23 protein-coding genes and 1 tRNA gene are annotated in these 24149 nt (G+C 68.2%); 10 read left to right on the top strand and 14 right to left on the bottom strand.

The features are described from left to right. Positions 1 to 20: 20 nt before the first annotated feature. Positions 21 to 386 (bottom strand): PLD nuclease N-terminal domain-containing protein, encoded by a 366-nt coding sequence (locus JOE30_RS18505; protein ID WP_204868467.1) that lies wholly within the window; start codon positions 384 to 386, stop codon positions 21 to 23. A gap of 213 nt (positions 387 to 599) precedes the next feature. Here JOE30_RS18505 and JOE30_RS18500 point away from each other — a divergent pair, with 213 nt between their 5' ends. Together JOE30_RS18500 and JOE30_RS18495 are read left to right on the top strand one after the other, a co-directional pair. After that, the gene (locus JOE30_RS18500) at positions 600 to 896 is read left to right on the top strand and encodes a hypothetical protein (RefSeq protein ID WP_204868465.1); all 297 of its coding nucleotides are present in this window, start codon (positions 600 to 602) and stop codon (positions 894 to 896) included. Continuing rightward, positions 886 to 1632, top strand: coding sequence for a CDP-alcohol phosphatidyltransferase family protein (locus JOE30_RS18495; RefSeq protein WP_209993106.1), 747 nt, complete (start codon positions 886 to 888; stop codon positions 1630 to 1632). The genes JOE30_RS18500 and JOE30_RS18495 overlap by 11 nt, the downstream gene beginning before the upstream one ends. Here JOE30_RS18495 and JOE30_RS18490 read toward each other — a convergent pair. Then, on the bottom strand, positions 1565 to 2428 hold the full coding sequence (locus JOE30_RS18490; protein ID WP_204868461.1) for a YhjD/YihY/BrkB family envelope integrity protein: 864 nt from the start codon (positions 2426 to 2428) through the stop codon (positions 1565 to 1567). The two genes, JOE30_RS18495 and JOE30_RS18490, sit on opposite strands and share 68 nt — an antisense overlap. A gap of 114 nt (positions 2429 to 2542) precedes the next feature. Between JOE30_RS18490 and glgX the strand changes: the two genes are divergently transcribed. Next, the gene (gene glgX / locus JOE30_RS18485) at positions 2543 to 4633 is read left to right on the top strand and encodes a glycogen debranching protein GlgX (RefSeq protein WP_204868458.1); all 2091 of its coding nucleotides are present in this window, start codon (positions 2543 to 2545) and stop codon (positions 4631 to 4633) included. A gap of 37 nt (positions 4634 to 4670) precedes the next feature. On the opposite strand, the gene JOE30_RS18480 is transcribed toward glgX, so the two are convergent. From JOE30_RS18480 to JOE30_RS18465, 4 genes are read right to left on the bottom strand one after another with little or no spacing between them, the layout of a single operon-like run. After that, positions 4671 to 5798: a TetR family transcriptional regulator gene (locus JOE30_RS18480; protein ID WP_204868456.1), complete on the bottom strand. Its 1128-nt coding sequence runs from the start codon at positions 5796 to 5798 to the stop codon at positions 4671 to 4673. After that, positions 5795 to 6904 carry a sulfate/molybdate ABC transporter ATP-binding protein gene (locus JOE30_RS18475; protein ID WP_204868454.1) on the bottom strand — a complete coding sequence of 370 codons (1110 nt, stop codon included), beginning with the start codon at positions 6902 to 6904 and terminating at the stop codon, positions 5795 to 5797. Before JOE30_RS18475 ends, JOE30_RS18480 begins: the two co-directional genes overlap by 4 nt. After that, positions 6901 to 7719 carry an ABC transporter permease gene (locus tag JOE30_RS18470; protein WP_307806313.1) on the bottom strand — a complete coding sequence of 273 codons (819 nt, stop codon included), beginning with the start codon at positions 7717 to 7719 and terminating at the stop codon, positions 6901 to 6903. The genes JOE30_RS18475 and JOE30_RS18470 overlap by 4 nt, the downstream gene beginning before the upstream one ends. Further along, a complete protein-coding gene (locus JOE30_RS18465; RefSeq protein WP_204870555.1) occupies positions 7719 to 8111 on the bottom strand; it encodes a molybdopterin-binding protein in 393 nt (130 codons plus the stop codon). Before JOE30_RS18465 ends, JOE30_RS18470 begins: the two co-directional genes overlap by 1 nt. Before the next feature lie 481 nt (positions 8112 to 8592). Here JOE30_RS18465 and JOE30_RS18460 point away from each other — a divergent pair, with 481 nt between their 5' ends. After that, positions 8593 to 9807, top strand: a complete 1215-nt coding sequence (locus JOE30_RS18460; RefSeq protein WP_204868451.1) for an Ig-like domain-containing protein — start codon at positions 8593 to 8595, stop codon at positions 9805 to 9807. A 4-nt stretch (positions 9808 to 9811) separates the two neighbouring features. Here JOE30_RS18460 and JOE30_RS18455 read toward each other — a convergent pair whose 3' ends face one another. Further along, the gene (locus JOE30_RS18455; RefSeq protein WP_307806239.1) at positions 9812 to 10600 is read right to left on the bottom strand and encodes a M23 family metallopeptidase; all 789 of its coding nucleotides are present in this window, start codon (positions 10598 to 10600) and stop codon (positions 9812 to 9814) included. 469 nt (positions 10601 to 11069) lie between these two features. Between JOE30_RS18455 and JOE30_RS18450 the strand changes: the two genes are divergently transcribed. Continuing rightward, positions 11070 to 12293: a DUF4185 domain-containing protein gene (locus JOE30_RS18450; protein ID WP_239532412.1), complete on the top strand. Its 1224-nt coding sequence runs from the start codon at positions 11070 to 11072 to the stop codon at positions 12291 to 12293. A gap of 54 nt (positions 12294 to 12347) precedes the next feature. Here the strand turns inward: JOE30_RS18450 and JOE30_RS18445 are convergent. Both JOE30_RS18445 and orn read right to left on the bottom strand, forming a co-directional pair. Then, a tRNA-His gene (locus JOE30_RS18445) sits at positions 12348 to 12420 on the bottom strand. An 80-nt stretch (positions 12421 to 12500) separates the two neighbouring features. Beyond that, entirely contained in the window at positions 12501 to 13103 is a 603-nt protein-coding gene (gene orn / locus JOE30_RS18440) for an oligoribonuclease (RefSeq protein ID WP_204868449.1), read from the bottom strand. A gap of 123 nt (positions 13104 to 13226) precedes the next feature. On the opposite strand from orn, the gene JOE30_RS18435 reads away from it, so the two are divergent. Further along, entirely contained in the window at positions 13227 to 14801 is a 1575-nt protein-coding gene (locus JOE30_RS18435; RefSeq protein ID WP_204868447.1) for a helicase HerA-like domain-containing protein, read from the top strand. Positions 14802 to 14805: 4 nt separating this feature from the next. Here JOE30_RS18435 and cmrA read toward each other — a convergent pair whose 3' ends face one another. Both cmrA and JOE30_RS18425 read right to left on the bottom strand, forming a co-directional pair. Continuing rightward, positions 14806 to 15612, bottom strand: coding sequence for a mycolate reductase (gene cmrA / locus JOE30_RS18430; RefSeq protein ID WP_056446372.1), 807 nt, complete (start codon positions 15610 to 15612; stop codon positions 14806 to 14808). 39 nt (positions 15613 to 15651) lie between these two features. Further along, positions 15652 to 17664: an NADPH-dependent 2,4-dienoyl-CoA reductase gene (locus JOE30_RS18425; RefSeq protein ID WP_204868445.1), complete on the bottom strand. Its 2013-nt coding sequence runs from the start codon at positions 17662 to 17664 to the stop codon at positions 15652 to 15654. A 23-nt stretch (positions 17665 to 17687) separates the two neighbouring features. Here JOE30_RS18425 and JOE30_RS18420 point away from each other — a divergent pair, with 23 nt between their 5' ends. Together JOE30_RS18420 and JOE30_RS18415 are read left to right on the top strand one after the other, a co-directional pair. After that, positions 17688 to 19019: an MFS transporter gene (locus JOE30_RS18420; protein ID WP_239532411.1), complete on the top strand. Its 1332-nt coding sequence runs from the start codon at positions 17688 to 17690 to the stop codon at positions 19017 to 19019. Beyond that, positions 19016 to 19639, top strand: coding sequence for a GyrI-like domain-containing protein (locus JOE30_RS18415; RefSeq protein WP_204868442.1), 624 nt, complete (start codon positions 19016 to 19018; stop codon positions 19637 to 19639). Before JOE30_RS18420 ends, JOE30_RS18415 begins: the two co-directional genes overlap by 4 nt. A gap of 26 nt (positions 19640 to 19665) precedes the next feature. Here JOE30_RS18415 and JOE30_RS18410 read toward each other — a convergent pair whose 3' ends face one another. The 3 genes from JOE30_RS18410 to JOE30_RS18400 form a co-directional block, all read right to left on the bottom strand. Then, positions 19666 to 19959, bottom strand: coding sequence for a hypothetical protein (locus JOE30_RS18410; RefSeq protein WP_204868441.1), 294 nt, complete (start codon positions 19957 to 19959; stop codon positions 19666 to 19668). A 106-nt stretch (positions 19960 to 20065) separates the two neighbouring features. Then, the gene (locus JOE30_RS18405) at positions 20066 to 20875 is read right to left on the bottom strand and encodes an alpha/beta fold hydrolase (protein ID WP_204868440.1); all 810 of its coding nucleotides are present in this window, start codon (positions 20873 to 20875) and stop codon (positions 20066 to 20068) included. A gap of 20 nt (positions 20876 to 20895) precedes the next feature. After that, positions 20896 to 21573 carry a TetR family transcriptional regulator gene (locus tag JOE30_RS18400; RefSeq protein WP_204868439.1) on the bottom strand — a complete coding sequence of 226 codons (678 nt, stop codon included), beginning with the start codon at positions 21571 to 21573 and terminating at the stop codon, positions 20896 to 20898. Between the two features lie 202 nt (positions 21574 to 21775). On the opposite strand from JOE30_RS18400, the gene JOE30_RS18395 reads away from it, so the two are divergent. Together JOE30_RS18395 and JOE30_RS18390 are read left to right on the top strand one after the other, a co-directional pair. Then, complete coding sequence (locus JOE30_RS18395) at positions 21776 to 22897, top strand: ferredoxin reductase (protein WP_204868438.1); 1122 nt, start codon at positions 21776 to 21778, stop codon at positions 22895 to 22897. Between the two features lie 30 nt (positions 22898 to 22927). Next, positions 22928 to 24139, top strand: a complete 1212-nt coding sequence (locus tag JOE30_RS18390; RefSeq protein WP_204868437.1) for an acyl-CoA desaturase — start codon at positions 22928 to 22930, stop codon at positions 24137 to 24139. Positions 24140 to 24149 lie beyond the last annotated feature (10 nt).

Below are 24149 nucleotides of genomic sequence, written 5' to 3'. Positions count from 1 at the left end.
GCCGGGACGACCCGTAGGCGTCAGTCCTGCTCGGGATTCCTGGTGCGTCGGGCGGCGTCGCGCTGCTGCTGGGCGCGTTCCCGGCACCGGCGCAGGAACTCCTCGTCGGACTCGGAGTTCGTCGCGACCGCGCGGCCGGGACGGACGTCGTACTCGGGAAAACCGGTCGCGCTCGGTCGGCGTCCCGCGTCGGGACCGCCCCAGATGCCGCCGCCGACGGGCCGGCCCGCCACGAGCCAGGCCACGGACCCGGCGAGAGGAAGGAACACGACGAGCAGGAGCCAAACCGTCTTGGGGAGATGACGGATGCCACCCTCGTCGGCCGTGATGACGTCGATGAGGCAGAAGATCCAGAGCACGGCGACGATCAGGCCGAGATAAGGCACGGGCGCGTCCTCACGTAGAGCGGTTCACGACCCGATTCACGAACCGCGTGGTCTGTTGACGCGCTCACCCTAGCGCTCGACGTCGTCCTCGTCACTCCGTACGAGCCGTCGCGGGGGTGGGCGGTTCCGAATGCCCTCTGTGAGTGCCCACCGACCGGGTTTCCCCCGGCGGTTCGACGGGCATGCACGGATGTATCGACGAAAGGACAAGTCGTGGTCGCGCAGAACGAGAACGAGCAGCCGCAGGATTTCGCACGCACCACGCGTGCGCACGCCGGTGAGGCCATCACCGACAGCCGGGCATGGCCGGGCTACTTCCTGATGGCGCTGGGCTTCGTCGCGCTCGGACTGGGCCTGACCGCCGCGGGCGGCGGCTTCGAGGGATGGGTGCTGGTCGCCGGTATCGCCTGCCCGGTTCTCCTGCTCGCAGGACTCGGTGTGGTCCTGCTCGAGCGCAAGCGCGTCAAGGCGGCCGAGGGCAAGTCCCTCACCGATCCCGGTGGTCACTGACCACGATCACGTGACGGGTTCCGGTGCGTCGGAACCCGTCGTCACCGTGCCGAGAACTCGCACGCAGTACTTCCGTGCGTGGTCCGAGCTGCACGGCGGCTACGACGTTCACTCGTCGGCACTGGTGCACGGCTGGTTGACCATCACGTACGTTCTGGCCCGCCCGCTCGCGCGGGCGCGCGTCGCCCCCACCGCGGTCACTGCTGTGGGGGTTCTCTTCGCCGTTCTCGCTCTCGCCGTCGCGGGTTCCGGTCCGTGGGGCGCCGGCGCGGCGGCACTGCTTCTCGTCCTGTCGGCGCTGGTGGACAGTCTCGACGGCGCCGTCGCACTGCTCCGGGGTCGGTCGACGGCATTCGGCTACGTGGCCGACTCGGTGGCCGATCGGCTCTCGGACATGCTGGTCTTCGCGGTTCTGCTCGTGCTGGGAGCACCGGCGCCCGTGGTGGTCGCGGTCGCGCTGCTCACCCTGCTGCACGAGACGGCGCGGGCTCGCGCGGTGTCCGCGGGGATGGCGTCGATCGGGGTCGTCACGGTGTGGGAACGCCCGTCTCGCGTGATCGCCGTCGTGGTGACTCTCCTGGGAGCCTCGGTGGTGGACACCGGTCCGCTGTTCGGCACCATCGGCGCTGCCGTGTCCCTGGTCCTCGCCGTCGTCGGCTTCAGTCAGATCAGCGTGTCCATCCATCACGCTCTGAGTGCGCTTCCCGCTCCGCGACCCGGTCGCACTCGAGAGTGAACACCCAGCCGATCAGCACGATGATGTGCAGCAAGAACAGCCACAGCACCGTGGCGACGGCCGCTCCGACGGGTTCGAGGCCGCCGAACGGGCCCGACCAGTCGATGGGGATCGCGAGGAACAGGACGTAGCCCTGCAGGAATCCCGAGACGAAGGACGCGGTGGTCAGGGCACCGATCGCGACAGCCGTACGCGACAGGGTGGTCGGCGCGACCACCCTGTACGTCCATCCGATGGGCACGGCGAGCACCAGCCAGATGGTGACGAATCCGAGCCAGACGCGGAACGCTCCCGCGCCGATGCCGCCGTTCACGGAGGCGAGTGCGTTGCCCACCACGAGGACGGGGATGGTGAGCAACGGCGTGACGATCAGGACCGGGAGCGCCGACGCGCGACCGCGCCAGCCGACGAACGATTCGCGTACGGGTTCGTAGACGAGCAGGGCCCGTCGCATGCCCTCGCCGTAGAAGGTGGCGGGCAGGATCGCGACCAGGCCGCCCAGCCACCCGAGGTGGGTCCCGGCGTCGAACAGGGTCCGCACTGCGCCGGGGGCGCCCGCCGCGCCCGGCAGCAGTCCGGCGATGGCGTCTCCGTACCCGACGACGGTCTCCTCGCCCAGCAGCAGCGTGGTGAGGCGCAGGCCCAGCAGCAACATCGGCACGACGGCGATGCCGCCGTAGAACGTGATGCCCGCTGCCACCAGGGCCGTGTCGCGTGCCGCCAGTCGACGTCGCATTCCCGCCGCGACGGCCGTTCGTTCACGCACGATGCGTCGAGTCGTGCGGACGCCCGTCATGCGGCATGTCTACCCGGTGGCCCGTGCGCTCAACCTGCACCGTTTCGTCCGGGCGGTGCGCGGGTAAGAACGCTGGGACCCGCACGACTTCCGTGGGTGACTTCCGGTCCCTCCATGAGCTGGACCTACGACAGAGAACTGGTGCCATCAGTGACACGACAGCCTTCCACCCCCTACCCCGCGGGTGTCAGTCTTCGACCCGACGGGAGCGCGAACGTCGCGGTCTACACCGAGACGGCCGAGTCGGTGACCGTCGTCACGTACGACGAGAACGGTGTCGAACTCTCGTCGACGACGCTGCCCGAGTACACCGGACACGTGTTCCACGGCATCGTCGAGAACATGTCCGTCGGAACGCGATACGGATTCCGGGTCGACGGCCCGTGGGATCCGGCCGCCGGGTTGCGCCACAACGCCGCCAAGCTCCTCCTCGACCCCTACGCGAAAGCCGTTGCCGGGTCGGTGGAATGGGACGAGGCGGTGTTCTCCCACCATCACGACGAGCCCGACACCCGCAACGACGCCGATTCCGCGCCCTTCATGCCGCGTTCCGTGGTCGTCGACGACTCGTTCGACTGGGGAGACGACGCCGCGCCGCGAATTCCGTTGTCCGAGTCCGTCGTCTACGAGGTGCACGTCAAGGGCTTCACCCAGCTCGACGAGAACGTGGACGAGGCCGTCCGTGGGACCTACGCGGGTCTCGCGCATCCGTCCGCCATCGAGCACCTGACACGGCTGGGCATCACGGCCGTCGAACTGCTGCCCACGCATCAGTTCGTCCAGGACTCGCACCTGCTCGAGGAGGGTCGCCGGAACTACTGGGGATACAACTCGATCGGCTTCCTCGCGCCGCACAACGAGTACAGCAGTGCGGGCGACACGGGTGGGCAGGTCACCGAGTTCAAGTCGATGGTCAAGGCGCTCCACGCCGCCGGCCTCGAGGTGATTCTCGACGTGGTCTACAACCACACCGCCGAGGGCAATCACCTCGGACCGACCCTGTCCCTCAAGGGAATCGACAACGCGTCCTACTATCGGTTGGTCCCCGAAGACCACAGCTCGTACTACGACACGACGGGAACGGGCAACAGCCTGAACGTCGGCCATCCCGCCGCACTCGCCCTCATCATGGACTCGTTGCGCTACTGGGTCACCGAGATGCATGTCGACGGCTTCCGCTTCGACCTCGCGAGCACCCTGACCCGTCAGGACGAGGATCTCGACCGACACAGCGCGTTCCTCGACATGGTGCACCAGGATCCGGTGCTCGCCCCGGTGAAGCTGATCGCCGAGCCGTGGGACACCGCCGGCTATCAGGTCGGTGGATTCCCGGCCCGGTGGTCGGAGTGGAACGGCAAGTTCCGCGACGACGTTCGCGATTTCTGGCGCGGAGAGGAGGGTAGTCTTCCCGCTCTGGCGCAACGTATCTCGGGTAGCCCCGACGTGTACGAGAACGATCGCAGGCCCACCCTCGCGAGCGTCAACTTCATCACCGCGCACGACGGCTTCACTCTCGCCGACCTCACGATGTACGACGAGAAGCACAACGAGGAGAACGGCGAGGACAGCCAGGACGGCGAGTCCGACAACCGGTCGTGGGGATGCGGCGCCGAGGGCCCGACGGACGATGCGGACATCAACGCCCTGCGCGATCGCCAGCGTCGCAACTTCCTCGGCACGCTACTTCTCTCGGCCGGCGTTCCGATGATCCTGGGAGGCGACGAACTCGCGCGCTCGCAGGGCGGCAACAACAACGCCTACTGCCAGGACAACGAGATCTCGTGGTTCGACTGGGCGGTCGCCGACGAAGCGCTCGTCGAGTTCACCACGGCGCTGATCACGCTCCGCCGCGAGCATCCCGCGCTGCGTCCGGTGTGGTTCCGCCACGGCGAGGACGACACCACCACCGACACGAGCGGTGGTCGTCCCGACACGATCGACTTCCAGCGTGCGGACGGCGTCGCGATGGGTGACGACGACTGGACCACCGGGTCGAACAAGTCGATCGCCGTGCTGTTCAAGTCGTCGGCCGAGGACACCGTGTTCCTGTGGCTGATGAACGCCTCCGACACCCCTGTCGAGTTCACCCTGCCGAACGAGACGTGGTCGCTCACGATCTCGAGCGACCCCGAGCAGCAGGTGGGCGACGACCCGACGTCACTGCTTGTGCGAGACAGGTCGTTCACGCTGCTGCAGGCTCAGTAGCCGGTCGCGGCACGGCAGATCCCGACACGGACCCCGATCACCGATGTGGTGATCGGGGTCCGCTGTCGTCCACACCCAGCATCGCGGTGACCACCGCGGTGAGCCGGCGCTCGTCCACGTGCCGTGACAGGTCGTCCACCACCGTGAACGTCGCTTCGACGAGAACCGCCGACTGTCCCCGCGAGCGTCCCGGCATCGTCGACGCGAGGAGATTCACCCACTCCGCGCGCTCCTGGCGGGCCATCACGGTGAGCTCGCGTGCCGTCGCCGGACCGGTCGAGAGGCCGTGCCGTCGGAGTACCCGCAGTGCCGGCGACCGCGTCGCGAGGGCCACGCGCCGCCGCGCCAGACCGGCCAGCGCCTGGTGCGGCGTGTCCGACCGGGCGAGCACACGCGCCGTCTCGTCTGCCGCCCGCCGCGCGGCGCCGAGGCACACCTCGTCCAGCACGACGGTCTTGCCGCCGAACCAGCGGTAGGTACTCGATGCCGCGATGCCCACCGAGGAGGCGATGGCCGCCATCGTCACCTCGGCGGGCTCGCTCTCGTCGAACAGCGACGCGGCCGAGCGCAGGAGTGCGTCCCGTCGCCCGACGGGCGGGACGCCGTGCGGGAGTTCCGGATCGTCGACGGCGTCCGGCAGGTCCGCCGAGAGGACCGCGGCGCACGCGGAGTCGAGAACCTCGAGCACCGCGGCGGCGGGAACGGCGAGGCGATGCGTCCCGATGCTGGAGAGGGTGGACAGCACCGCCCGAGTCGTGACGTCGGAGTCGCGAGACGGCCGAAGAACCGGATCGGCACGACGTGCTGCAGCGGTGACGGCATCGAGAACCGTGGTCACCGAACCGATGTCGGGGTCGTGCAGGTGCGGGCGGTCGCGGCGCAGCGTGCCGAGTGAGCGTCGGACCGTGAGGGCGCCGAGAGCGAGCGTGTGGTGATCGGCGGGTGCGCCCTCCCGAGCGATGCGCCGCTCGAGGCGCTCGACCGCGGTCAGGTGCAGGGTGCGGAGCAGGTCGTACTTCGAGTCGAACCACCGGTACACCGACGGCCCCGAGACTCCCGCGGCCGCCGCGACGTCGTCGATACCGACGGCCGCGTATCCGCGGGCGCCGAACAGATCCGCCGCCGCGTCGAGCAGTCGCCGCGGCCGGGGCGACCCCCCGGTCACCGCGGTGTGGGCGCGCCGGGAGCCGCGGCGTGCAGTGCCACCTCGCCGGCCTTGACGACGAAGTGGACGCGACGGCCTGGCACGAGGTCGAGTTCGGTGGCCGCCGCGACGGTGACGTCGGCGTGCAGCGCGGGCAGACCAGCGGCCGCGGTGGACGTGATGCGGACCGACGAGCCGGTGGATTCCACGTGGCCGATCTGCACGGGCAGCACGTTGCGGGGGCTGCCCCGTGGTGGGTCGACGAAGACGGAGACCGCGGTGGGATGCAGCAGGGCCACCGCCGGTGAGCCCGCGTCGAGGGGATCCGGGGCGCGGCCCTGCACGGCGACACCCGACGTGGTCGTGAGCGTGTCCGGAGCGGTGATGGTGCCCTCGATGAAGTTCACTCCGACGAGGGCGGCCGCGAACCGGGTACGCGGAGCCGTCAGAACGTCGCGGACGGTGCCGTGTTCGACCACTCGTCCGGCGTCGACGACGGCCACCTCACCGGCGAGCGTCAGGGCGTCGACCCGGTCGTGGGTCACCAGCAGTGTGGTGCGCGAGGTCTCGGCGAGCACCTCGCGGAGCACGCGTCGCATGGCCGGTGCGGACTCGGCGTCGAGCGCCGCGAACGGCTCGTCGAGCAGGAGCACGTCGGGGTCGGCTGCGAGCGCTCTGGCGAGGGCGACGCGTTGGGCCTGTCCGCCGGACAGTGCGCGTGGCCGCCGATCGGCGAGGTCTGCCGCGTCGACGGCCTCGAGCCATCGGCGCGCGAGTCGCTCGGACTCGGCTCGTCCGGCACCTCGTGACCGAGGCGCGAAGGCGACGTTCGCCAGCGCGGACAGGTGTGGGAACAGCAGCGCGTCCTGGGCGAGGAGAGCCACCCGTCGGCGGTGCGGCGGGACGTCGATGCGCTGCGCGCTGTCGGTGAGGGTGCGCGTGCCGATGCGGACGACGCCCTCGTCGGGCCGGACGAGTCCGGCGACCATCGACAGCAGCGTCGACTTCCCGGCGCCGTTGGGCCCGAGGATCGCTACCACGCCGCCCGACGGCACCGTGAGCGTGAGGTCGGCGCCGCGTGCTCGGTGACGGATGTCGAGGACGACCGAGGTGTCGGTGGGTGTCACAGCACGCCTGCCGGACGCCGACTGCGGGTGAGGATCACGATGACGATCGCGACGACGATGAGGACCAGCGAGAGGGCCACCGCCGCATCGGGATCCGTCTCGCGCTGGAGGTAGATCTCGAGCGGGAGGGTGCGGGTGACGCCCTGGAGAGACCCGGCGAACGTGAGGGTGGCACCGAACTCGCCGAGCGCGCGGGCGAAGGAGAGCACCGCACCCGACGCCAACCCGGGCAGGACCAGGGGGAGGGTGACGCGCAGCAGGACGGTGCCGGGTGAGGCTCCGAGGGTCGCGGCGACGACCTCGTACCGCGTGCCCGCTGTACGCAGTGCGCCCTCGAGACTGATCACGAGAAAGGGGAGGGCGACGAACGTCTGCGCGAGGATCACCGCGGTGGTGGTGAAGGCGATGTCGATGCCCCACGCCCGCAGGTGTTCACCCAGCAGTCCCTGCCTGCCGAAGGCGTAGAGCAGGGCGAGCCCGCCCACCACCGGAGGCAGGACGAGGGGGAGCAGGACGAGTGCGCGCACCACGGCTACGATCCGTCCGGTCGACCGCGCGAGGACCAGGGCCATCGGCACCCCCAGCAGGATGCAGAGGACCGTGCTGACGGCCGCCGTGCGCAGGCTGAGCAGCAGCGCGGCCCGGGACGACTCCGAGGTGACGAGCGGGACGAAGCGAGCCACGTCGACCGAGAGCAGCATCGCCACGAGGGGGAGCACGACGAGCGCCGTGCCGACTCCGGCCGGCACGAGGATCAGGGCGGGCGGACGCACCGCGTCGCGGCGGCCGCGCTTCCCGCCCGCGAGGAAAGAGATCACGGTGTCTCGACGATGACGGTGGTCGCCTTGACCACCGCGACGGCGACGCTGCCGGGTTCCAGTCCGAGCGTCCGCACCGATTCGGCGCTCATCAGCGACGTCACGGTGAACGCGCCGCACTGCATCTGTACCTCGGCCATCACGGTGTCGACGACCACCGAGGTGACCAGCCCGGCCAGACGGTTGCGCGCGGAGCTGACCGTGCCGCTGGGATCCGGCGGTGCGGCGGCGCGAGCCCGGGCGTGCGCCGCGAGGGAGGCGCCGTTCACGACGGTGCGCCCGGCCGCGTCCTTCGACGTCTCGACGACACCGCTCTCGATCCACCGGCGGACGGTGTCGTCGCTGACACCGACCAGGGCGGCGGCGTCTCGGACACGCAGATCACTCATCGGGTCGCGCGCCGGAACGGGGCGGGGCGTGGCGCAGATGCGGACGACGTGGGACCGAGGGCGCGCATCCACGTGATGCTAGCGGCCGGGAACAGACTCGGGGGTGTCGGCGTTGCACTGCTCGACGGAGTCGGATCCATGCCCCGGGTACCACCCCTTTCGCCGCTACGAGCGGCCTTCTGCCGAGAGGCGCACGGCCGACTCCGTCCTCGATGCCGCCGAGTTCACGCTCGGCGGCATCGTGCTGTGTGGGGTCGCATGTGACGCGCACCAAGATCGACGTCGATCGACGAAACGGGACGTCCGGTCCGCATTCCTGCTGGCAGGGGCTCCGGACCGCTGGTGAGGAGCCGGGTCGATGCTTGATCGGTACTCGACCGTGACCGTGTTCCACAGCTCCGGAGTGGTGAGAAATCCCAGGTGGATGGCATCATGTGCGTGATAGGTGATGGTTCGGGCGCAGGTGAGTGGAGTCGAGAGAATGACGATGTCGTGGGGTAGGACCCGTCGCGGGCGCTCGACACTGGTGGCCGCGATGGCGGTGCTCGCACTCGCCGCAGCCGGGTGCACCGCGGGGTCGGGTCAGACACCGACGGCGGCTCCCGCACCGATCGACTCCAACCCGTTGTCGGAACTCATGAAGCCGAAGGTGTCGTTGCCGGCGCCCGACGCGTCCGTCGGATTCTCCCCGAGCGCTCCGGTCGCCGTGACCGTGACGGACGGCACCCTGTCCGAGGTGACGCTCACCGACGACGCCGGCACCCCCGTCCTCGGAGCTCTGTCCGAGGATCGGTCGTCCTGGACGAACAGCGAGGTGCTCGACTACAACGGCACCTACACGTTGCGTACGCGGGCCTACGGTCTCGGCGGTGAGGCGTCGTCGGTCTCGTCCTTCACCACCAGCTCGCCGGACAACGTCACCAAGCCGTACCTGCTGCCGTCCGAGAACGAGATCGTGGGCATCGGTCAGCCGGTCGCCGTGCAGTTCGACGAGCCGATCCCCGACAAGATCGCCGCGCAGAACGCGATCACCGTCGTGACGGATCCGCCGGTCGAGGGTGCCTTCTACTGGGTGAATCAGAAGGAGGTGCGGTGGCGCCCGCAGAACTACTGGGCTCCCGGCACCCGCGTCACCGTGACGGTGGACGTCTTCGGTCGCGACCTCGGCGAGGGACTCTTCGGCCAGGAGAACGCGTCGTCGTCCTTCTCGATCGGTGACGCCGTCATCGCCACCGCGGACGACGCCACCAAGCAGGTGACGTTCTCCGTCAACGGAGTCGACGTCAAGACCATGCCGACGTCGATGGGCAAGGACAGCTCGCCCACCGACAACGGGGTCTACATCATCGGTGACAAGTTCGCGTCCATGGTCATGGACTCGTCGACGTACGGTGTCGCTGTGGACTCCGCGCAGGGCTACCGCACTCCGGTCGACTGGGCGACGCGAATGTCGTACAGCGGCATCTTCTTCCACTCGGCACCGTGGTCCGTCGGGTCACAGGGCTACTCCAACGTCAGCCACGGTTGCCTGAACCTGAGCCCGTCGAACGCGAAGTGGGTCTACGACAACACCAAGCGTGGTGACATCACCGTGGTGAAGAACACCGTGGGTGGAACGCTGTCGGGTACCGACGGACTGGGCGACTGGAACGTCCCGTGGGACGAGTGGAAAGCCGGCAACGCCCAGTCCGTCTGAGCCGCTAGACCTTCAGGCCCAGAGCGGTGAGGTAGCCGACCGGGTCCACGGCCTCGCCGCCGCGACGCACCTCGAAGTGCAGGTGCGGGCCGTTGGAGTCGCCGGTACTGCCGACCGCGCCGATGGCCTGGCCGGGGGCGATGGTGTCACCCACGGCGACATCGATGCGGCTCTGATGTCCGTAGAGCACCTCGGTGTCACCCTTCTTGATCTTCACCAGATTGCCGTACCCGTCGCCCGCGTCACCGGCCTGTGTGACGGTGCCGCCGGTGACCGCGTAGATCGTGGTGCCCTGCGCGGCTCCGAGGTCGATGCCCTCGTGGTTCTGTCGTCCGCCGCCGGTCGGGTTGTCGCGCCCGCCGTAACCGGACGTGACCTCGAAGGTGCCGGGTGTCAAGGGGAGTCGTGATCCGCCGACGCCCAGCGGAGCCGCCTGGAAGGGCGACGTGATGTCCGGAGCGGCATCGGGAGTGACCGGGGTGAGGGTGATGTCACCGAGAACGAGCCCCGCGACCTCCTGCACCAGCACGCCCGTCGCGTCGAAGACGGCGGCGAGAATGGCCGCCTGCTGCTTGGCATTCAGCGGAATGCCGGGTATCTGGAACGGCAGGGCAGGGAGCGGCGGGAGCACGGGTGCTGCTGCAGCCGTGGGTGTCCCGGCGAAGAGCAGAGCTCCGGTGGCCGCAACGCCCACCATGGCGGCCGATCCCCAGCGGCCACGGCGGCGCACCGGTGACGGCGATGCCTCCACGGTGTTCTGTGATGCGGTGTTCGAGTGTGATGTTCGGTGCACGAGCTACCTCCGTATGCGCCCACGGGCGTCGCCATTCGGTCGGCGCCGACCCGGGGGAGGAGTCCCGTCGCTGCTGCGTGGTCCACGGCGGTGCGGCCGTCGACGTCCGTCCGTACCGGTCCACACGGACCGGTACCGGAAGAGCAGTCGCCCACGGCGCACCGCTCGACGAAGTCGAATGCCCTTCCCTTGGCATTCACGTCCGTCGAGCGAACAACACGAGTAACACACGGCGCACCTTCCCCAAGAGCGCCACGGGTCACTCTACGGGACAGCAGTATCGCTCGGTAACACGAATGCTCAATTACACCAACGTAATTCGGTTGTGCGGCGTTACCTGCGAAAACACAGGCGTGTAATTCGTTCCCGAGGCCGCGCCGGGGCGGAGATCGCACCGTGTCCGGACTGGTACCTTGCGTTCGGGGCGGGGTGACTGCCGCGTGTGACGCGACTGTGGGGGATGTTCTGTATGCGACGACAATGGGCGATGGCGGCTGCCCTGGCACTGGCACTGGTGGGGGGAGCGAGCCTGGTGCTCGCGCCCGTGGCGGTGGCCGAACCGTGTGGGGGACTGCCCGGCACCGGGATCAACGGCACCGGCTTCCCCGGTCAACCGCCCGCGGGGAGGCAGGGGCCGGTACCCGCGTACAACGGGCCGTCGACGTCCACCGTGGGATGGGTGACCGGTCAGGAGAGTGCGAACCGGACGTTCGATCGCTTCGGGATCTCCGGGACCGATCTCGGCATCAGCTGGGACAACGGAGCCGGTCAGACCCTCATGGCGTTCGGCGACACCTTCGGGAACTGCGCGGTCCCGGGCGGTCAGTGGCGGCACAATGTTCTGTTGCGCAGCAACGACACCGACCTGTCGGACGGCATCACGTTCGCCGACGGTGTGCCCGGTGACGTGAACTCCGGTGCGGTGGTGGCCGGCAACGATCCGCGATTCGCGACTCGACTGCTCTCGGCCCTCGGGCTCTCACCCGTCGAGTACACGATCGTTCCCACCTCGGCGATCGCCGTGAACGGCGTGCAGTACCTGCACTTCATGTCGGTGCGCGAGTGGAGCGGCTCGGTGTGGTCGACCAACTACGCGGGAATCGCGACGTCGCGCGACAACGGGCAGACGTGGTTTCCCGAGCCCGGCACGATCCGGTTCAACAGCGGCGTGACCGTCCCCGGTACCGAACAGCTGGACGCCCGCTTCCAGCAGGCGGCGTTCGTCCGCGGGCAGGACGGGTTCGTGTACCAGTACGGGACACCGAACGGTCGTCTCGGTGCCGCCTATCTGGCCAGGGTCGCACCCGACGCGATGCTGGACCTGACCCGGTACGAGTACTGGAACGGTGGGTCCTGGACATCCGACCTGGCCGCCGCCGCTCCGGTGGTCGGCCAGCCGGTCGGGGAGATGTCCGTCGCGTGGAATGCGTATCTCGGTCGCTACATCATGCTGTACGGCAACGACGTCGAGGGCCGCATCATGGCGCGGACCGCGTCGGCGCCCGAGGGGCCGTGGAGCGCTCCCACCGCGCTGGTGGTGAACAACGACATCGGCAACTACCCGGGAGGGGGTCTCTACGCGCCCTACATCCATCCGAGGTCGGCCGGTGACTCGCTGTACTTCACGGCGTCGCAGTACTCGTCCTACAACGTCATCCTCATGCGAACGGACCTCGACGCGCTTCCCCGCTGACGCCCCGCACACGACGAAGGCCCCCGACTCGAGAGTCGGGGGCCTTCGTGTTCGGGTGGACGACGGGACTCGAACCCGCGACAGCCAGGATCACAACCTGGTGCTCTACCAACTGAACTACGCCCACCATTGCTGCACACCCTGCGGCGATGCAGCGCGTTCGATACTAGCGTGACCGATACGCGGGAAGCCAATCGGTTCCCCGTGTCACGCGTCGCCACCGGTCAGCGTCGTCACGACGGCGCCGATCTCCTCGGTGGTCGGTCCCGGAGCCGCCACGAATGCCGTCTGCCGGTAGTACTTCAGCTCCCGGATGGACTCCTCGATGTCCGCGAGTGCCCGGTGCGCGAGGCCCTTGGGAGGCTGACCGAAGTAGATGCGTGGGTACCACCGGCGGCACAACTCCTTGATGGAGCTGACGTCGATCATCCGGTAGTGCAGGTAGTCGTTCAGCTCCGGCATGTCCCGCGCGATGAAGCCGCGGTCGGTGCCGATCGAGTTGCCGGCGAGCGGCGCGGTGCCGGCGGGAACGTGCTGCCGGATGTACTCGAGCACCTTCGCCTGCGCCTGCTCCATCGTGACCGTCGACGCGCGGACCTCCTCGGTGAGCCCCGACTTGGCGTGCATCTCGGTGACCACGTCCGGCATCGAGGCCAGTGCGTCGTCGTCGCAGTGGATCACGATGTCCACGCCGTCGCCGAGAACGTTCAGGTCGCTGTCGGTGACCAGGGCCGCGATCTCGATGAGCTTGTCCGAGCCCAGCTCGAGGCCCGTCATCTCGCAGTCGATCCACACCAGTTTGTCGTTCACGCACATCCTCGGTATCCGTCGTGTCCATCGGTACCGCTGCCACAGTAGACCCGCACGTCTCGGTACCGGCGATAGAGTTCAGCCCGTAGCGCCGGCGACACGAGAACGGGAGCACGAGTGACGATGACGGAATCGACGGAGGGTGGCCGCGCGGCCACGATCGCAGCGGGGTACGCCACGGAAGGGCCCGCCATCGAACTCGGCAGTGTGGTGCTGGACGGCGTCGCGGATCCGACGGCGCGGGTCCGGTTACCGCTGAAGATGGTGAACCGTCACGGCCTCGTGGCCGGCGCCACGGGAACGGGCAAGACGAAGACCGTGCAGGTGATCGCCGAACAGCTCTCCGCGGCCGGTGTTCCGGTGGTGCTGGCCGACGTCAAGGGCGACCTCTCGGGACTGTCCGCTCCGGGCGCCGACTCGGACGGCCTGCGCGGCCGAGCCGGTGAGACCGGCGCGGACGGGTGGGCGCCCACGGGGTTCCCGGTCGAGTTCCTCTCCCTCGGTACCGAGGGCGGCGCGGTGCCGGTGCGCGCGACCATCACGGCGTTCGGCCCGATTCTGCTCAGCAAGGTGTTGCAGCTCAACGCGACTCAGGAGTCGACCCTCGGACTGATCTTCCACTGGGCGGACACGCAGGGGCTCGCGCTGCTCGATCTGAAGGATCTGCGTGCCGTCATCACGCACCTCACGAGCGACGAGGGCAAGGCCGACCTGAAGGGTATCGGCGGCGTCTCGTCGTCCACCGCCGGCGTCATCCTGCGGGCACTGGTGAATCTGGAGGCCGATGGTGGCGACACCTTCTTCGGTGAGCCGGAGATGCGGACGGAGGACCTCATCCGCACCGCACCGGACGGACGCGGCATCGTCACCCTCTTCGAACTCGGTTCTCTCGCAGCGCGTCCCGTCATGTTCTCCACGTTCCTGATGTGGGTGCTGGCCGATCTCTTCCAGACCCTGCCGGAGGAGGGGGACCTCGACGCTCCGAAGCTGGTGTTCGTGTTCGACGAGGCACATCTGCTCTTCGCCGACGCGTCCAAGGCGTTTCTCCAGCAGGTCGAGCAGACCGTGAAACTGATCCGCTCCAAGGGTGTCGGCATCTTCTTCTGCACGCAGCTGCCGTCGGACGTTCCCGGGCCGGTGCTCTCACAGCTCGGCGCGCGGGTGCAGCACGCGCTGCGCGCCTTCACTCCGGACGACCAGAAGGCGCTGACCAAGACGGTACGGACGTACCCGAAGAGTGCGGACTACGACCTCGAGGAGGCACTCACCACCCTCGGGACCGGCGAGGCGGTCGTCACGGTGCTCTCCGAGCGGGGCGCGCCGACTCCCGTGGCCTGGACCAGGATTCGCCCGCCGCAGTCGCTGATGGACACCATCGGAACGGATGCGATCACGGCCGCCGCGACCGCCAGTCCGTTGTACGCGACGTACGGCGCCACCGTCGACGGCGAGTCCGCGTACGAGTTGCTGAACGCACGGATGGCCCCCGAACCGACGCCGCAGCAGCCGGAGTTCCCGCCGCTGCCGCAGACCTACGACCTGCCGCCGCTGCCCGCGCCGGAGCCGGAAGGACCGTCGGCCGCGGAACGCATCATGGCCAACCCCGCCGTGAAGAGCTTCCTGCGGTCGGCAGCCAGTGCGGCCGGTCGCGAGATCTCACGGAGCATCTTCGGGACCGGACGCCGCCGTCGGAGGTAGAAGGTCAGGAACCGCCGAGCTTCTTGTAGAAGCTGCCGATGATCGGAGCGCTGATCGAGCGCGGACTGTACTGCCCCGCAACGGACATGCCCTTGCTGAGGATTCCGGGAACGATGCGCATCTTGTTCTTCTCGAGCCCGTCGAGAGACAGCCGTGCGGTGTACGCGCTGTCGATCCACAGGAAGTCCGGCACCAGCTTGTCGACGATGGAGGCGTCTGCGGGATCGGGCGTCTCGGTGCGGACCGGGCCGGGTGCGAGGAGCGTGCAGTGCACGCCGGTGCCGGCGAGCTCCGAGCGCAACGACTCGGAGAACGTGTTCACGAACGCCTTGGTGGCGGCGTAGGTCGCATTGTTGGGGATGGCCATGTTGCCCGCGGCCGAGCCGGTGACGAGGATGCCGCCGGCGCCGCGCTCGATCATGCCGGGCAGGACCGCCAGCGTGAGGTCGTGCACCGCAACAGCATTGAGCTGCACCTGGGCGCGCTCGTAGGCCGGATCCAGCGCCGACACCGGACCGAAGGTGGCAATGCCGGCGTTGTTGCAGAGCACCGAGATGTCGCGGCCGGCCAGTTCGTCCGCCAGGGTCTGACGCTGAACCGGATCGGACAGGTCGTTCACGCGGACCTCGACGGTGACGCCGTGCTCGGCGGTCAGCTTCGCCGCCAACGCCTCGAGCAGCTCGCCTCGGCGGGCGACGACGATCAGCGAATGACCACGGGCGGCGAGTTCGGTGGCGAGTGCTTCTCCGATGCCGGACGACGCTCCGGTGACGACGGCACGGGACTCTGCGGTGGGTGCGGGGAGGCTCACGGTCACCGAGGCTAGCGTGACGCCAGGGAGCACGCGACGTCAGAGGGCGGCCGCGAGGCGGGTCCCTTGTTCGATCGCCCGCTTCGCGTCCACTTCCGCGGCCACGTCGGCGCCGCCGATGACGTCGACCACCGTTCCCGCGGCTGTGAGATCGCCCAGAAGATCGCGCACCGACTCCTGACCGGCGCACACGACGATCGTGTCGACCTCCAGCGTGCGTGCCCGTCCGTCGACGGTGATGTGAAGTCCGTCGTCGTCGATCCGGTCGTACCGCACCCCCGACAACTGCGTCACGTTTCTGCTCCTGAGGGCAGCGCGATGCACCCAGCCGCTGGTCTTGCCGAGTCGCGTCCCGATTCGTCCCGCCGTCCGCTGCAGCAGGTACACCTCGCGAGCCGCGGGGGGAGCGACGGCGGTGGCCACGGCACCCGCGGCCGCCGGATCGTCGGTGACTCCCCATTCCCGACGCCACTCCGCGTTGTCCAGAGTCGAGGAGTGCTGTGTCGTGAGGAACTCGCAGACGTCGACACCGATGCCGCCGGCGCCGATGACGGCCACGCGCCTGCCGACCTCACGGTGACCGAGCACCGCTTCGGCGTACGTGACGACGCTGGGGTGATCGATGCCGGGAATGGAGGGGATGCGCGGCACCACACCGGTGGCGAGGACGACGCGATCGAAGTGCACGAGGTCCGCGGCGGTGGCAGTCGTGCCGAGCTGGACGTCGACCGTCGCCGCGGCGAGTGCATGGGTGAAGTAGCGGACCGTCTCGGCGAACTCCTCCTTGCCGGGGATGCGCTGCGCGATCGCGAACTGGCCGCCGATCTCGTCGCGCGCCTCGAAGAGGGTGACGCGATGACCGCGCTGCCCCAGTGCGACCGCGGTGGCGAGTCCCGCCGGGCCCGCGCCGACGACGGCGACCGTTCTCGCGGAGCGGGTCGGGGACAGCACGAGTTCGGTCTCCCTCCCGGCCCGCGGATTGAGGAGGCAGGACGCCTTGCGATGAACGAAGACGTGGTCGAGGCAGGCCTGGTTGCAGGCGATGCACGTGTTGATCTCGTCCCGTCGGCCGTTCTTCGCCTTGAGCAGCCAGTCGGGATCCGCCAACATCGGGCGGGCCAGCGACACCAGGTGAGCGCTGCCGTCGGCGAGCAGGCGTTCGGCGACCTCCGGCATGTTGATCCGGTTCGCGGCCGCCACCGGCACCGTCACCACCTCGGTGAGGCGGCGGGTGAAGTCGATGAACGCAGCCCTCGGTACGGACGTCACGATGGTGGGAACGCGTGACTCGTGCCAGCCGAAGTCGGAGTCGAACAGATCGATACCAGCTCCGTCGAGTTCGATGGCGAGTGCCACGATCTCGTCCCACGTCTGACCGTTCTCGACCAGATCGGCCAGCGAGATCCGGAACGAGAGCAGGAAGTCCGGTCCGACCGCTGCTCGGATGCGGCGCACGATCTCCACGGGCAGACGGCGCCGGTTCTCGGCGGACCCGCCCCATCGATCGGTGCGACGGTTCGTCCTCGGTGCGAGGAACTGGTTGAGGAAGTAGCCCTCGCCGCCCATGATCTCGACGCCGTCGTAGCCTGCACGCTGCGCCAGGCGTGCGCACCGGACGTAGTGGCTGATCTGCCGTTCCACGCCCCGGTCGGTGAGGCCACGGGCGCGGAACGGCGTGATCGGCGACTTCCCACCCGACGCACTCACCGAGAGCGGATGGTAGGAGTAGCGGCCCGCGTGCAGGATCTGCAGCACGATCCGACCACCCTCGCGGTGCACGGCATCGGTCACGCGACGGTGTCGACGGGCCTCGAGACGGTTGGTCAACTTGGCCGCGAACGGAAGCAGCCAGCCCGTGCGGTTGGGGGAGTAGCCCCCGGTGACGACGAGTCCCACGCCACCTCGGGCGCGCTCGGCGAAGTATGCGGCGAGCCTGTCGATGTCCTTCGCCCGATCCTCGAGTCCGGTGTGGATCGAGCCCATCATCACCCGGTTGGGCAACGTCGTACGACCGACCGTGATCGGCGACAGCAGAACAGGGAAGTCGGTCATCTCGGCACCCTATGCTGCGAGACATGGTGGTCGTGGGCGCGCCCGGTGTCGTGACGAAGAAGCAGGTGCTGGCGTGGGGTTTCTGGGACTGGGGCGGCGCCGCCTTCCAGGCCGTGATCCTCACGTTCGTGTTCTCGGTGTACCTGACCGACTCGGTGGGTGCCGATCTGCCCGGCGGGGTGTCCGCCACGTCGTGGTTGGGGTGGTCGCTCGGCATCGCCGGAGTTCTGGTCGCGGTCCTGGCTCCCGTCTCCGGTCAGCGCAGCGATGCCAGAGGTCGCCGCAAACGGCTCCTCTTCGTACTGTCGACCGCGACCGTCGTGTGCATGGCGGCACTGTTCTTCGTGAAGGACGACTACCACTACCTGTGGCTGGGCCTGATCCTGCTGTCCGTCGCCTCGGTGCTCTTCGAGGTGGCGCAGGTGCCCTACACCGCGATGCTGCGTCAGGTCTCGACGCCCGACAATCTGGGCCGAGTGTCCGGATTCGGCTGGGCGATGGGCTATTTCGGGGGCATCGTCCTGCTGCTGATGTGCTACTTCGGGTTCATCGCCGGCGACGGCGATCAGCGCGGCCTACTGGGCATCACCACCGAGGGCGGCCTCAACATCCGGCTCGTGGCGCTGCTCGCGGCGGTGTGGTTCCTCGTCTTCTCACTTCCCGTGCTCTTCGCGGTTCCCGAACTCCCCGTCACCGACCCCGATGCGGCGGCCGCGCGAGCCGGCTACCTCGAGTCGTACCGCGTGCTGTGGCGCGACGTGTCCGAGCTGTGGCGCACCGACCGCCGCACCGTGTGGTTCCTCGTCGCGAGCGCGCTGTTCCGTGACGGTCTGGCCGGGGTCTTCACCTTCGGAGCGGTGCTGGCCGTCACCGTGTACGGCATCTCCAGTGCCGACGTGCTGCTCTTCGGCGTCGCCGCCAACGTCGTCGCCGCACTCGGCGCCGTCGTCGCGGGGCGCGTCGACGACGTGCTGGGGCCCAAGCTCGTCATCGTCGTCTCGCTCGTGTCGATGATCGTCGCCGGGCTGGTCCTGCTCGCCGTCTCGGGTCCCCTGATGTTCTGGATCTTCGGACTGATCCTGTGCCTGTTCGTCGGGCCCGCGCAGTCGGCGTCGCGCACCTTCCTGACCCGCATCGTCCCGCCCGGCCGGGAAGGCCAGATGTTCGGCCTCTACGCCACGACGGGACGCGCGGTCTCGTTCCTCGCTCCGAGCCTCTTCGGACTCTTCGTCTTTCTCTTCGACGCGGATCGGGCCGGCATCATCGGCATCGTGCTGGTGCTGGCGGCGGGGCTGCTGGCGCTGCTCCGCGTCGCGGCACCCGAGGGCGATCGGGGGAGGGACGCGGCGGCGTGAAGGTCGACCACAAGAAGGAGATCGCGACGTACAGCGCGCGACTCGGGGTGTTCGACGTGGTCGAGGTGCCGCCCCTGCAGTACCTCACGATCGACGGGCACGGTGATCCGAACACGACCGTCTGGACCGACGCGGTGTCGTCCCTCTATCCGCTCGCGTACGGCCTGAAGTTCCTCGGCAAGCGGGAACTCGGCAGGGACCACGTGGTGATGCCGCTCGAAGCGCTGTGGTGGGCGGACGACTGGGCGTCGTTCACCCGCGAGCGGGACCCGTCGCGATGGGGGTGGACCGCGATGATCATGGCCCCCGACTGGATCACGGCAGAGCATCTGGAGACCGTCCGCGAACAGAAGGCGGGCCCGCGGATCGGCGACGTGCGCCTGAGGCGCCTCGACGAGGGGCTGTGTGTGCAGACGCTGCACGTCGGGTCCTACGACGACGAGGCGCCGGTGCTCGCGCACATGCACGACGTCGTGGTCCCGGCGCACTCGCTCCGGATGACGGGATGTCATCACGAGATCTATCTCAGCGACCCACGGCGTGTGGCGGTCACGAAGCTGAGAACGATTCTGCGACAACCGGTGTCACCCTCCGCGACGCCGGCGCACCCTGTCGGGTGAGGGATGCGCCGGCGGGCGGTGAGGTGTCAGCTCCCGAATCCGGCGCGGATGCCGATCAGATCGACGCTGTCGAATCCGAGAGTCACCGCTCGGCACTCGACCAGGATGATGTCGCCGCGAGCGCGGTTCGCCGCCGCACGCTCGGAGCACGGGACACCGTTCGGGTCCAGGGACAGGGAGGAGAAGCTCTCCCAGTAGAAGGGTCCGCCTGCTGTCGGCTCGGCAGCGGAGGCCGTTCCCGCTCCCGCCATGGCGATGCCGACCACCGACGCGGCGATGGCGACGGCGGATGCTGCTCTGGTGCGTGTTCTGCGTGTCATTCGAACTCCCAGTGGTTCCAGCGACAAAACATGACGATCGGTTTGTCGTCCGAACCAGGGGGCTCGTTACACGAGGGCACTAGTTTCTGTGTCGACCACCAGCGCGTCACCGCGCGAGGATCTCGTCCGCCAGTCGGTCCGGATCGTCCTCGGGCACCCAGTGGCTGACACTCAACTCGACGAACTCGTAGGGGCCGGTGACGTGCTGGGCACATCGCTCGGCGGCGGCGCGGCCGACCGCCGTGTCCTGGTTACCCCACACGTAGGTGGTGGGCACCTCGACGGACGGGAGATCCGCGAAGTCGCGCGTCATGGCGCGGTACCACTCCAGCGCGGCGGTCAGCGTGTCACGCCGGCCGACCACCGGTAGATGCTGCGAGACGATCGTCGGATCGGCGGCGCCGGAGAACATGGCGATCAACCGGCGGGCGTCGTCCTCGAGCAGCAGGTCCTCTGCCTTGCCGGGCTGACGGAAGAGAGTCATGTACTCGCTGCGCTTCTTCTGGTCATCGTCTTCGCGAATCGCCCATCCGAAGGCGGCCGGGTGCGGGACGGACACTGCGGTGAGGGTGCGCACGCGATCCGGGTGCAGCGCCGCGACGTACCAGGCGACGATCGACCCCCAGTCGTGCCCCACCAGATCGACTGCCGCGAAGCCCAGTTCGTCGAGCATTCCGACGACGTCCGCGACCAGCAGGTCGATGCGGTAGGCGTCGGTACCGGTCGGACGGGCACCGGGGGAGTACCCGCGCTGGTTCGGCACCACGACGTCGCGGCCCGCGTCCGCCATGCGAATCGCCACGTCGCGCCAACTCGCGGACGTCTCGGGAAAACCGTGCAGGAGAAGTGCCGGGCGGTCACCGGGGGTGCCGTAGCGGTCCGCGTCGAAGGTCAGGTCGCCGACTGAGATCTGCATGGGGAAAGGCTAGCGGGTGATCACGCCCTGAGGGCGGCCGCCGACGTCCGTGCTCCGCGGACGTTCCGAGGCTGCCACTGGCCCATTCCCAGCATGATCACACGCAGCTGGGACAGCGCGCGCTCGACGATGTCGCGTTCGGCCGCGCTTGCCGGCGTCACCTCGACGAGGTCCACCACCGTTGCCAGCATCGTGTTGACGATGAGGTCGGCGACCATCTCGAGATCGTCGCCGGGCCACGACGACAGGGCCGGGATCCGGGACAGGTCCTGCGTGAGCTCGTGCACGATCATCCGGAGCTCGGTCTCGATCGCGCGCCGGACCTCCACCACTCCGCCGGATCGCTCACGGATCAGGAAGCGGAACTGGACGTCATGTTCGCGGATCTCGCCCACCAGCAGTTCGAGCGACTCTCGCGCGTTGTCGGCGGACGGGTGACGACGGACGTCACGCAGGATCTTGCGAAGGACGCGCATGCTGTCCTCGACGACCGCGACTCCGAGGTCCTCCATCGACGCGAAGTGGCGGTAGAACGCCGTCGGCACTATTCCGGCCGCGCGCGTGACCTCGCGCAGGCTCACGCTGGAGAAACTGCGGTCCGCGATGGCGTCCAGTGTTCCGTCCACGAGTGCCCGCCGGGTGCGTTCCTTGCGTTCGGCCCTGCTGGCCGTCGCGGAACCTACGGAATTCTCGGACATTCCTCGACATTAACCGACGCCGGTGTATGGGTGTGCACTTCCGGCGTGTGAGAGCCTGGCGGGTCACTGCTGCTCAGGCCATGTGTCCGTCGTCACATTCACCTTGAAAGTGACCGGTACGGGCTGTCACACTCGTTTCCAGTGAACGAGTGTGCACTGGAGAATTGATCCGGTCACCGGCCCGTCATTCGAGGAGGACGACTTGAGCATCGCCACCACCCCCACATCGCGCGGCCGTCGCAGTTCGCTGCTGTCCAAGCTGCGCCCCCGGTTGCTCGAGACGTTGACCACGCCGCACGCGGTCGACCGGTACCTCGAACTCGTCGACCCCATGATGACCGTCGACGACATGCGCGCCGAGGTGGTCGCCGTTCGTCATCAGACCGCCGACACCGTCACGCTGACGCTGCGCCCCACGTGGCAGTGGAAGGGGTTCTCCGCCGGCCACTTCGTCCAGATCGGCGTCGTGGTCGACGGCGTCCGACACACGCGTTGCTACTCGCCGGCCGGTACTGCCGGAACCGACGACGACACGATCGAGCTCACCGTCAAGGCTCAGCCCGACGGCATCGTGTCCAACTACCTGGTCGCCTCGGCGAAGCCCGGTCTCGTGGTCAATCTCGCACCCGCCACGGGCACCTTCGAGCTGCCGAGTCCGCGACCGGACCACGTTCTGCTGATCAGTGGTGGAAGCGGCATCACCCCGGTGATGTCGATGCTGCGCACGCTGGTGCACGAGGGGTACACCGGACGCGTGGCGTTCCTGCACTACGCCTACACGGAGAACGACGTCTGCTACCGCGCCGAACTCGACCGCATCGCGGCCGAGAACGACAACGTGGACGTTCTGTACGCGTACACCGATCAGCAGAACGGTGGTCATCTGCACGGATTCTTCGACACCGAGCATCTGAACGCCGCAGCGCCCTGGCACGCCTCGGCGCAGACGTACCTGTGCGGGCCGCCCGGGCTGATGAAGGGCGTCAGGTCGGTGTTCGACGACCTCGGACTCTCCGAGTCGTTGTTCTCGGAGGAGTTCGTCACCGCAGTTCCGGTCGTCGACGGGGATGCCTCGGGAACCGTATCGTTCTCGGGTTCGTCCGTCGAGGCGGAGAACGACGGCGCCACCCTCCTGGAGCAGGCCGAGAATGCGGGTCTGACACCGGAATTCGGCTGCAGGATGGGAATCTGCTTCACCTGCACGGCAATCAAGAAGTCGGGATGCACCCGCAACGTCAAGACCGGTGAGCTCGACTCGGATCCGGACAACGAAATTCAGCTCTGCATCTCCGTCCCCGTGGGCGACGTCGACATCGACGTCTGACCCATCCACACACTCGAAGAGGAGGTCACCATGTTCGGACTCTCACTGTCCTTTCTCCCGTTCATCGGTTCCAGCACGGCGCCCGACACCACGACGTCCGGCGTCGACGTGATGGACGAGCCGGGCACCGACGGACCCGTCGTCCTGAGTTACGAAGCCGTCGAGGAACTCGGGCGCAAGCTCGACGACCTGCGCGCCCGCACCGTCGCGGACCTCGGTCAGGAAGATCGCGACTACATCTTCAAGATCATCAAGGCGCAGCGCGGACTCGAGGTCGCCGGTCGCGGACTGATGTACTTCGGCTTCTTCCCGCCGGCATGGATCGCCGCCGTCAGCGCCCTGAGCCTGTCGAAGATCCTCGACAACATGGAGATCGGCCACAACGTCATGCACGGCCAGTACGACTGGATGCGTGAGCCGGGCCTGAACTCCAAGGTCTTCGAATGGGACAACACGTGCCCCGGCGACCAGTGGCGCCACTCGCACAACTACATGCACCACACCTACACCAACATCCTCGACATGGACCGCGACATCGGTTACGGCATCCTGCGGATGGACAGCGCGCAGAAATGGAACCCGTACTACCTGGGCAACCCGATCTACGCGTTCCTGCTCATGACCTTCTTCGAGTGGGGCGTCATGCTGCACGACCTGGAGGCCGAGAACGTCGTCCAGGGCAAGCGCAAGTGGCACGACGTCAAGCCCCTCGTCCAGGGCTGGTGGAAGAAGGCCGGACGACAGGTTCTCAAGGATTACATCGTCTTCCCCGCGCTGACCGGGCCGATGTTCGTTCCGACACTGATGGGCAACTTCACCGCCAACATCGTCCGCAACGTGTGGGCCTACTCGATCATCTTCTGCGGCCACTTCCCGACGGGCGTCCAGACGTTCACCGTCGAGGAGACCGCCCAGGAGACCCGCGGCCAGTGGTACGTGCGTCAGATGCTCGGCTCCGCGAACATCGAGGGTGGCGACCTGTTCCACATCATGTCCGGCAACCTCTCGCACCAGATCGAGCACCACCTCTTCCCCGACCTGCCCGCGCACCGCTACCCGCAGATCGCGCCCGAGGTCAAGGCACTCTGTGAGGAGTACGGCCTTCCGTACAACACTGGTGGCTTCTTCCATCAGATCGGTACTGTGTGGGGCAAGATCTTCCGGCTCGCCCTCCCCGACCGTTTCACCGGTGTGGACAAGGTGACCGGTGTGATCATCGAGCGCGAAAAAACTGCAGCCTGAGAGGTAGTGC

It is taken from the genome of Rhodococcus sp. PvP016 (genome assembly GCF_017832185.1).
In the GTDB taxonomy this organism is placed as follows: domain Bacteria; phylum Actinomycetota; class Actinomycetes; order Mycobacteriales; family Mycobacteriaceae; genus Rhodococcoides.
Note: the sequence above shows the minus strand (reverse complement) of the source record. Positions and strands in the feature narration are given on the sequence as shown.

Excerpts from the sequence above, each read along its gene's own strand:
- JOE30_RS18490 (WP_204868461.1), bottom strand. The coding sequence starts at position 2,428 with ATGACGGGCGTCCGCACGACTCGACGCATCGTGCGTGAACGAACGGCC.
- glgX (WP_204868458.1), top strand. The coding sequence starts at position 2,543 with ATGAGCTGGACCTACGACAGAGAACTGGTGCCATCAGTGACACGACAG.
- JOE30_RS18465 (WP_204870555.1), bottom strand. The coding sequence starts at position 8,111 with ATGAGTGATCTGCGTGTCCGAGACGCCGCCGCCCTGGTCGGTGTCAGC.
- JOE30_RS18460 (WP_204868451.1), top strand. The coding sequence starts at position 8,593 with ATGACGATGTCGTGGGGTAGGACCCGTCGCGGGCGCTCGACACTGGTG.
- JOE30_RS18450 (WP_239532412.1), top strand. The coding sequence starts at position 11,070 with ATGCGACGACAATGGGCGATGGCGGCTGCCCTGGCACTGGCACTGGTG.
- JOE30_RS18435 (WP_204868447.1), top strand. The coding sequence starts at position 13,227 with ATGACGGAATCGACGGAGGGTGGCCGCGCGGCCACGATCGCAGCGGGG.
- JOE30_RS18425 (WP_204868445.1), bottom strand. The coding sequence starts at position 17,664 with ATGACCGACTTCCCTGTTCTGCTGTCGCCGATCACGGTCGGTCGTACG.
- JOE30_RS18420 (WP_239532411.1), top strand. The coding sequence starts at position 17,688 with ATGGTGGTCGTGGGCGCGCCCGGTGTCGTGACGAAGAAGCAGGTGCTG.
- JOE30_RS18410 (WP_204868441.1), bottom strand. The coding sequence starts at position 19,959 with ATGACACGCAGAACACGCACCAGAGCAGCATCCGCCGTCGCCATCGCC.
- JOE30_RS18405 (WP_204868440.1), bottom strand. The coding sequence starts at position 20,875 with ATGCAGATCTCAGTCGGCGACCTGACCTTCGACGCGGACCGCTACGGC.
- JOE30_RS18400 (WP_204868439.1), bottom strand. The coding sequence starts at position 21,573 with ATGTCCGAGAATTCCGTAGGTTCCGCGACGGCCAGCAGGGCCGAACGC.
- JOE30_RS18390 (WP_204868437.1), top strand. The coding sequence starts at position 22,928 with ATGTTCGGACTCTCACTGTCCTTTCTCCCGTTCATCGGTTCCAGCACG.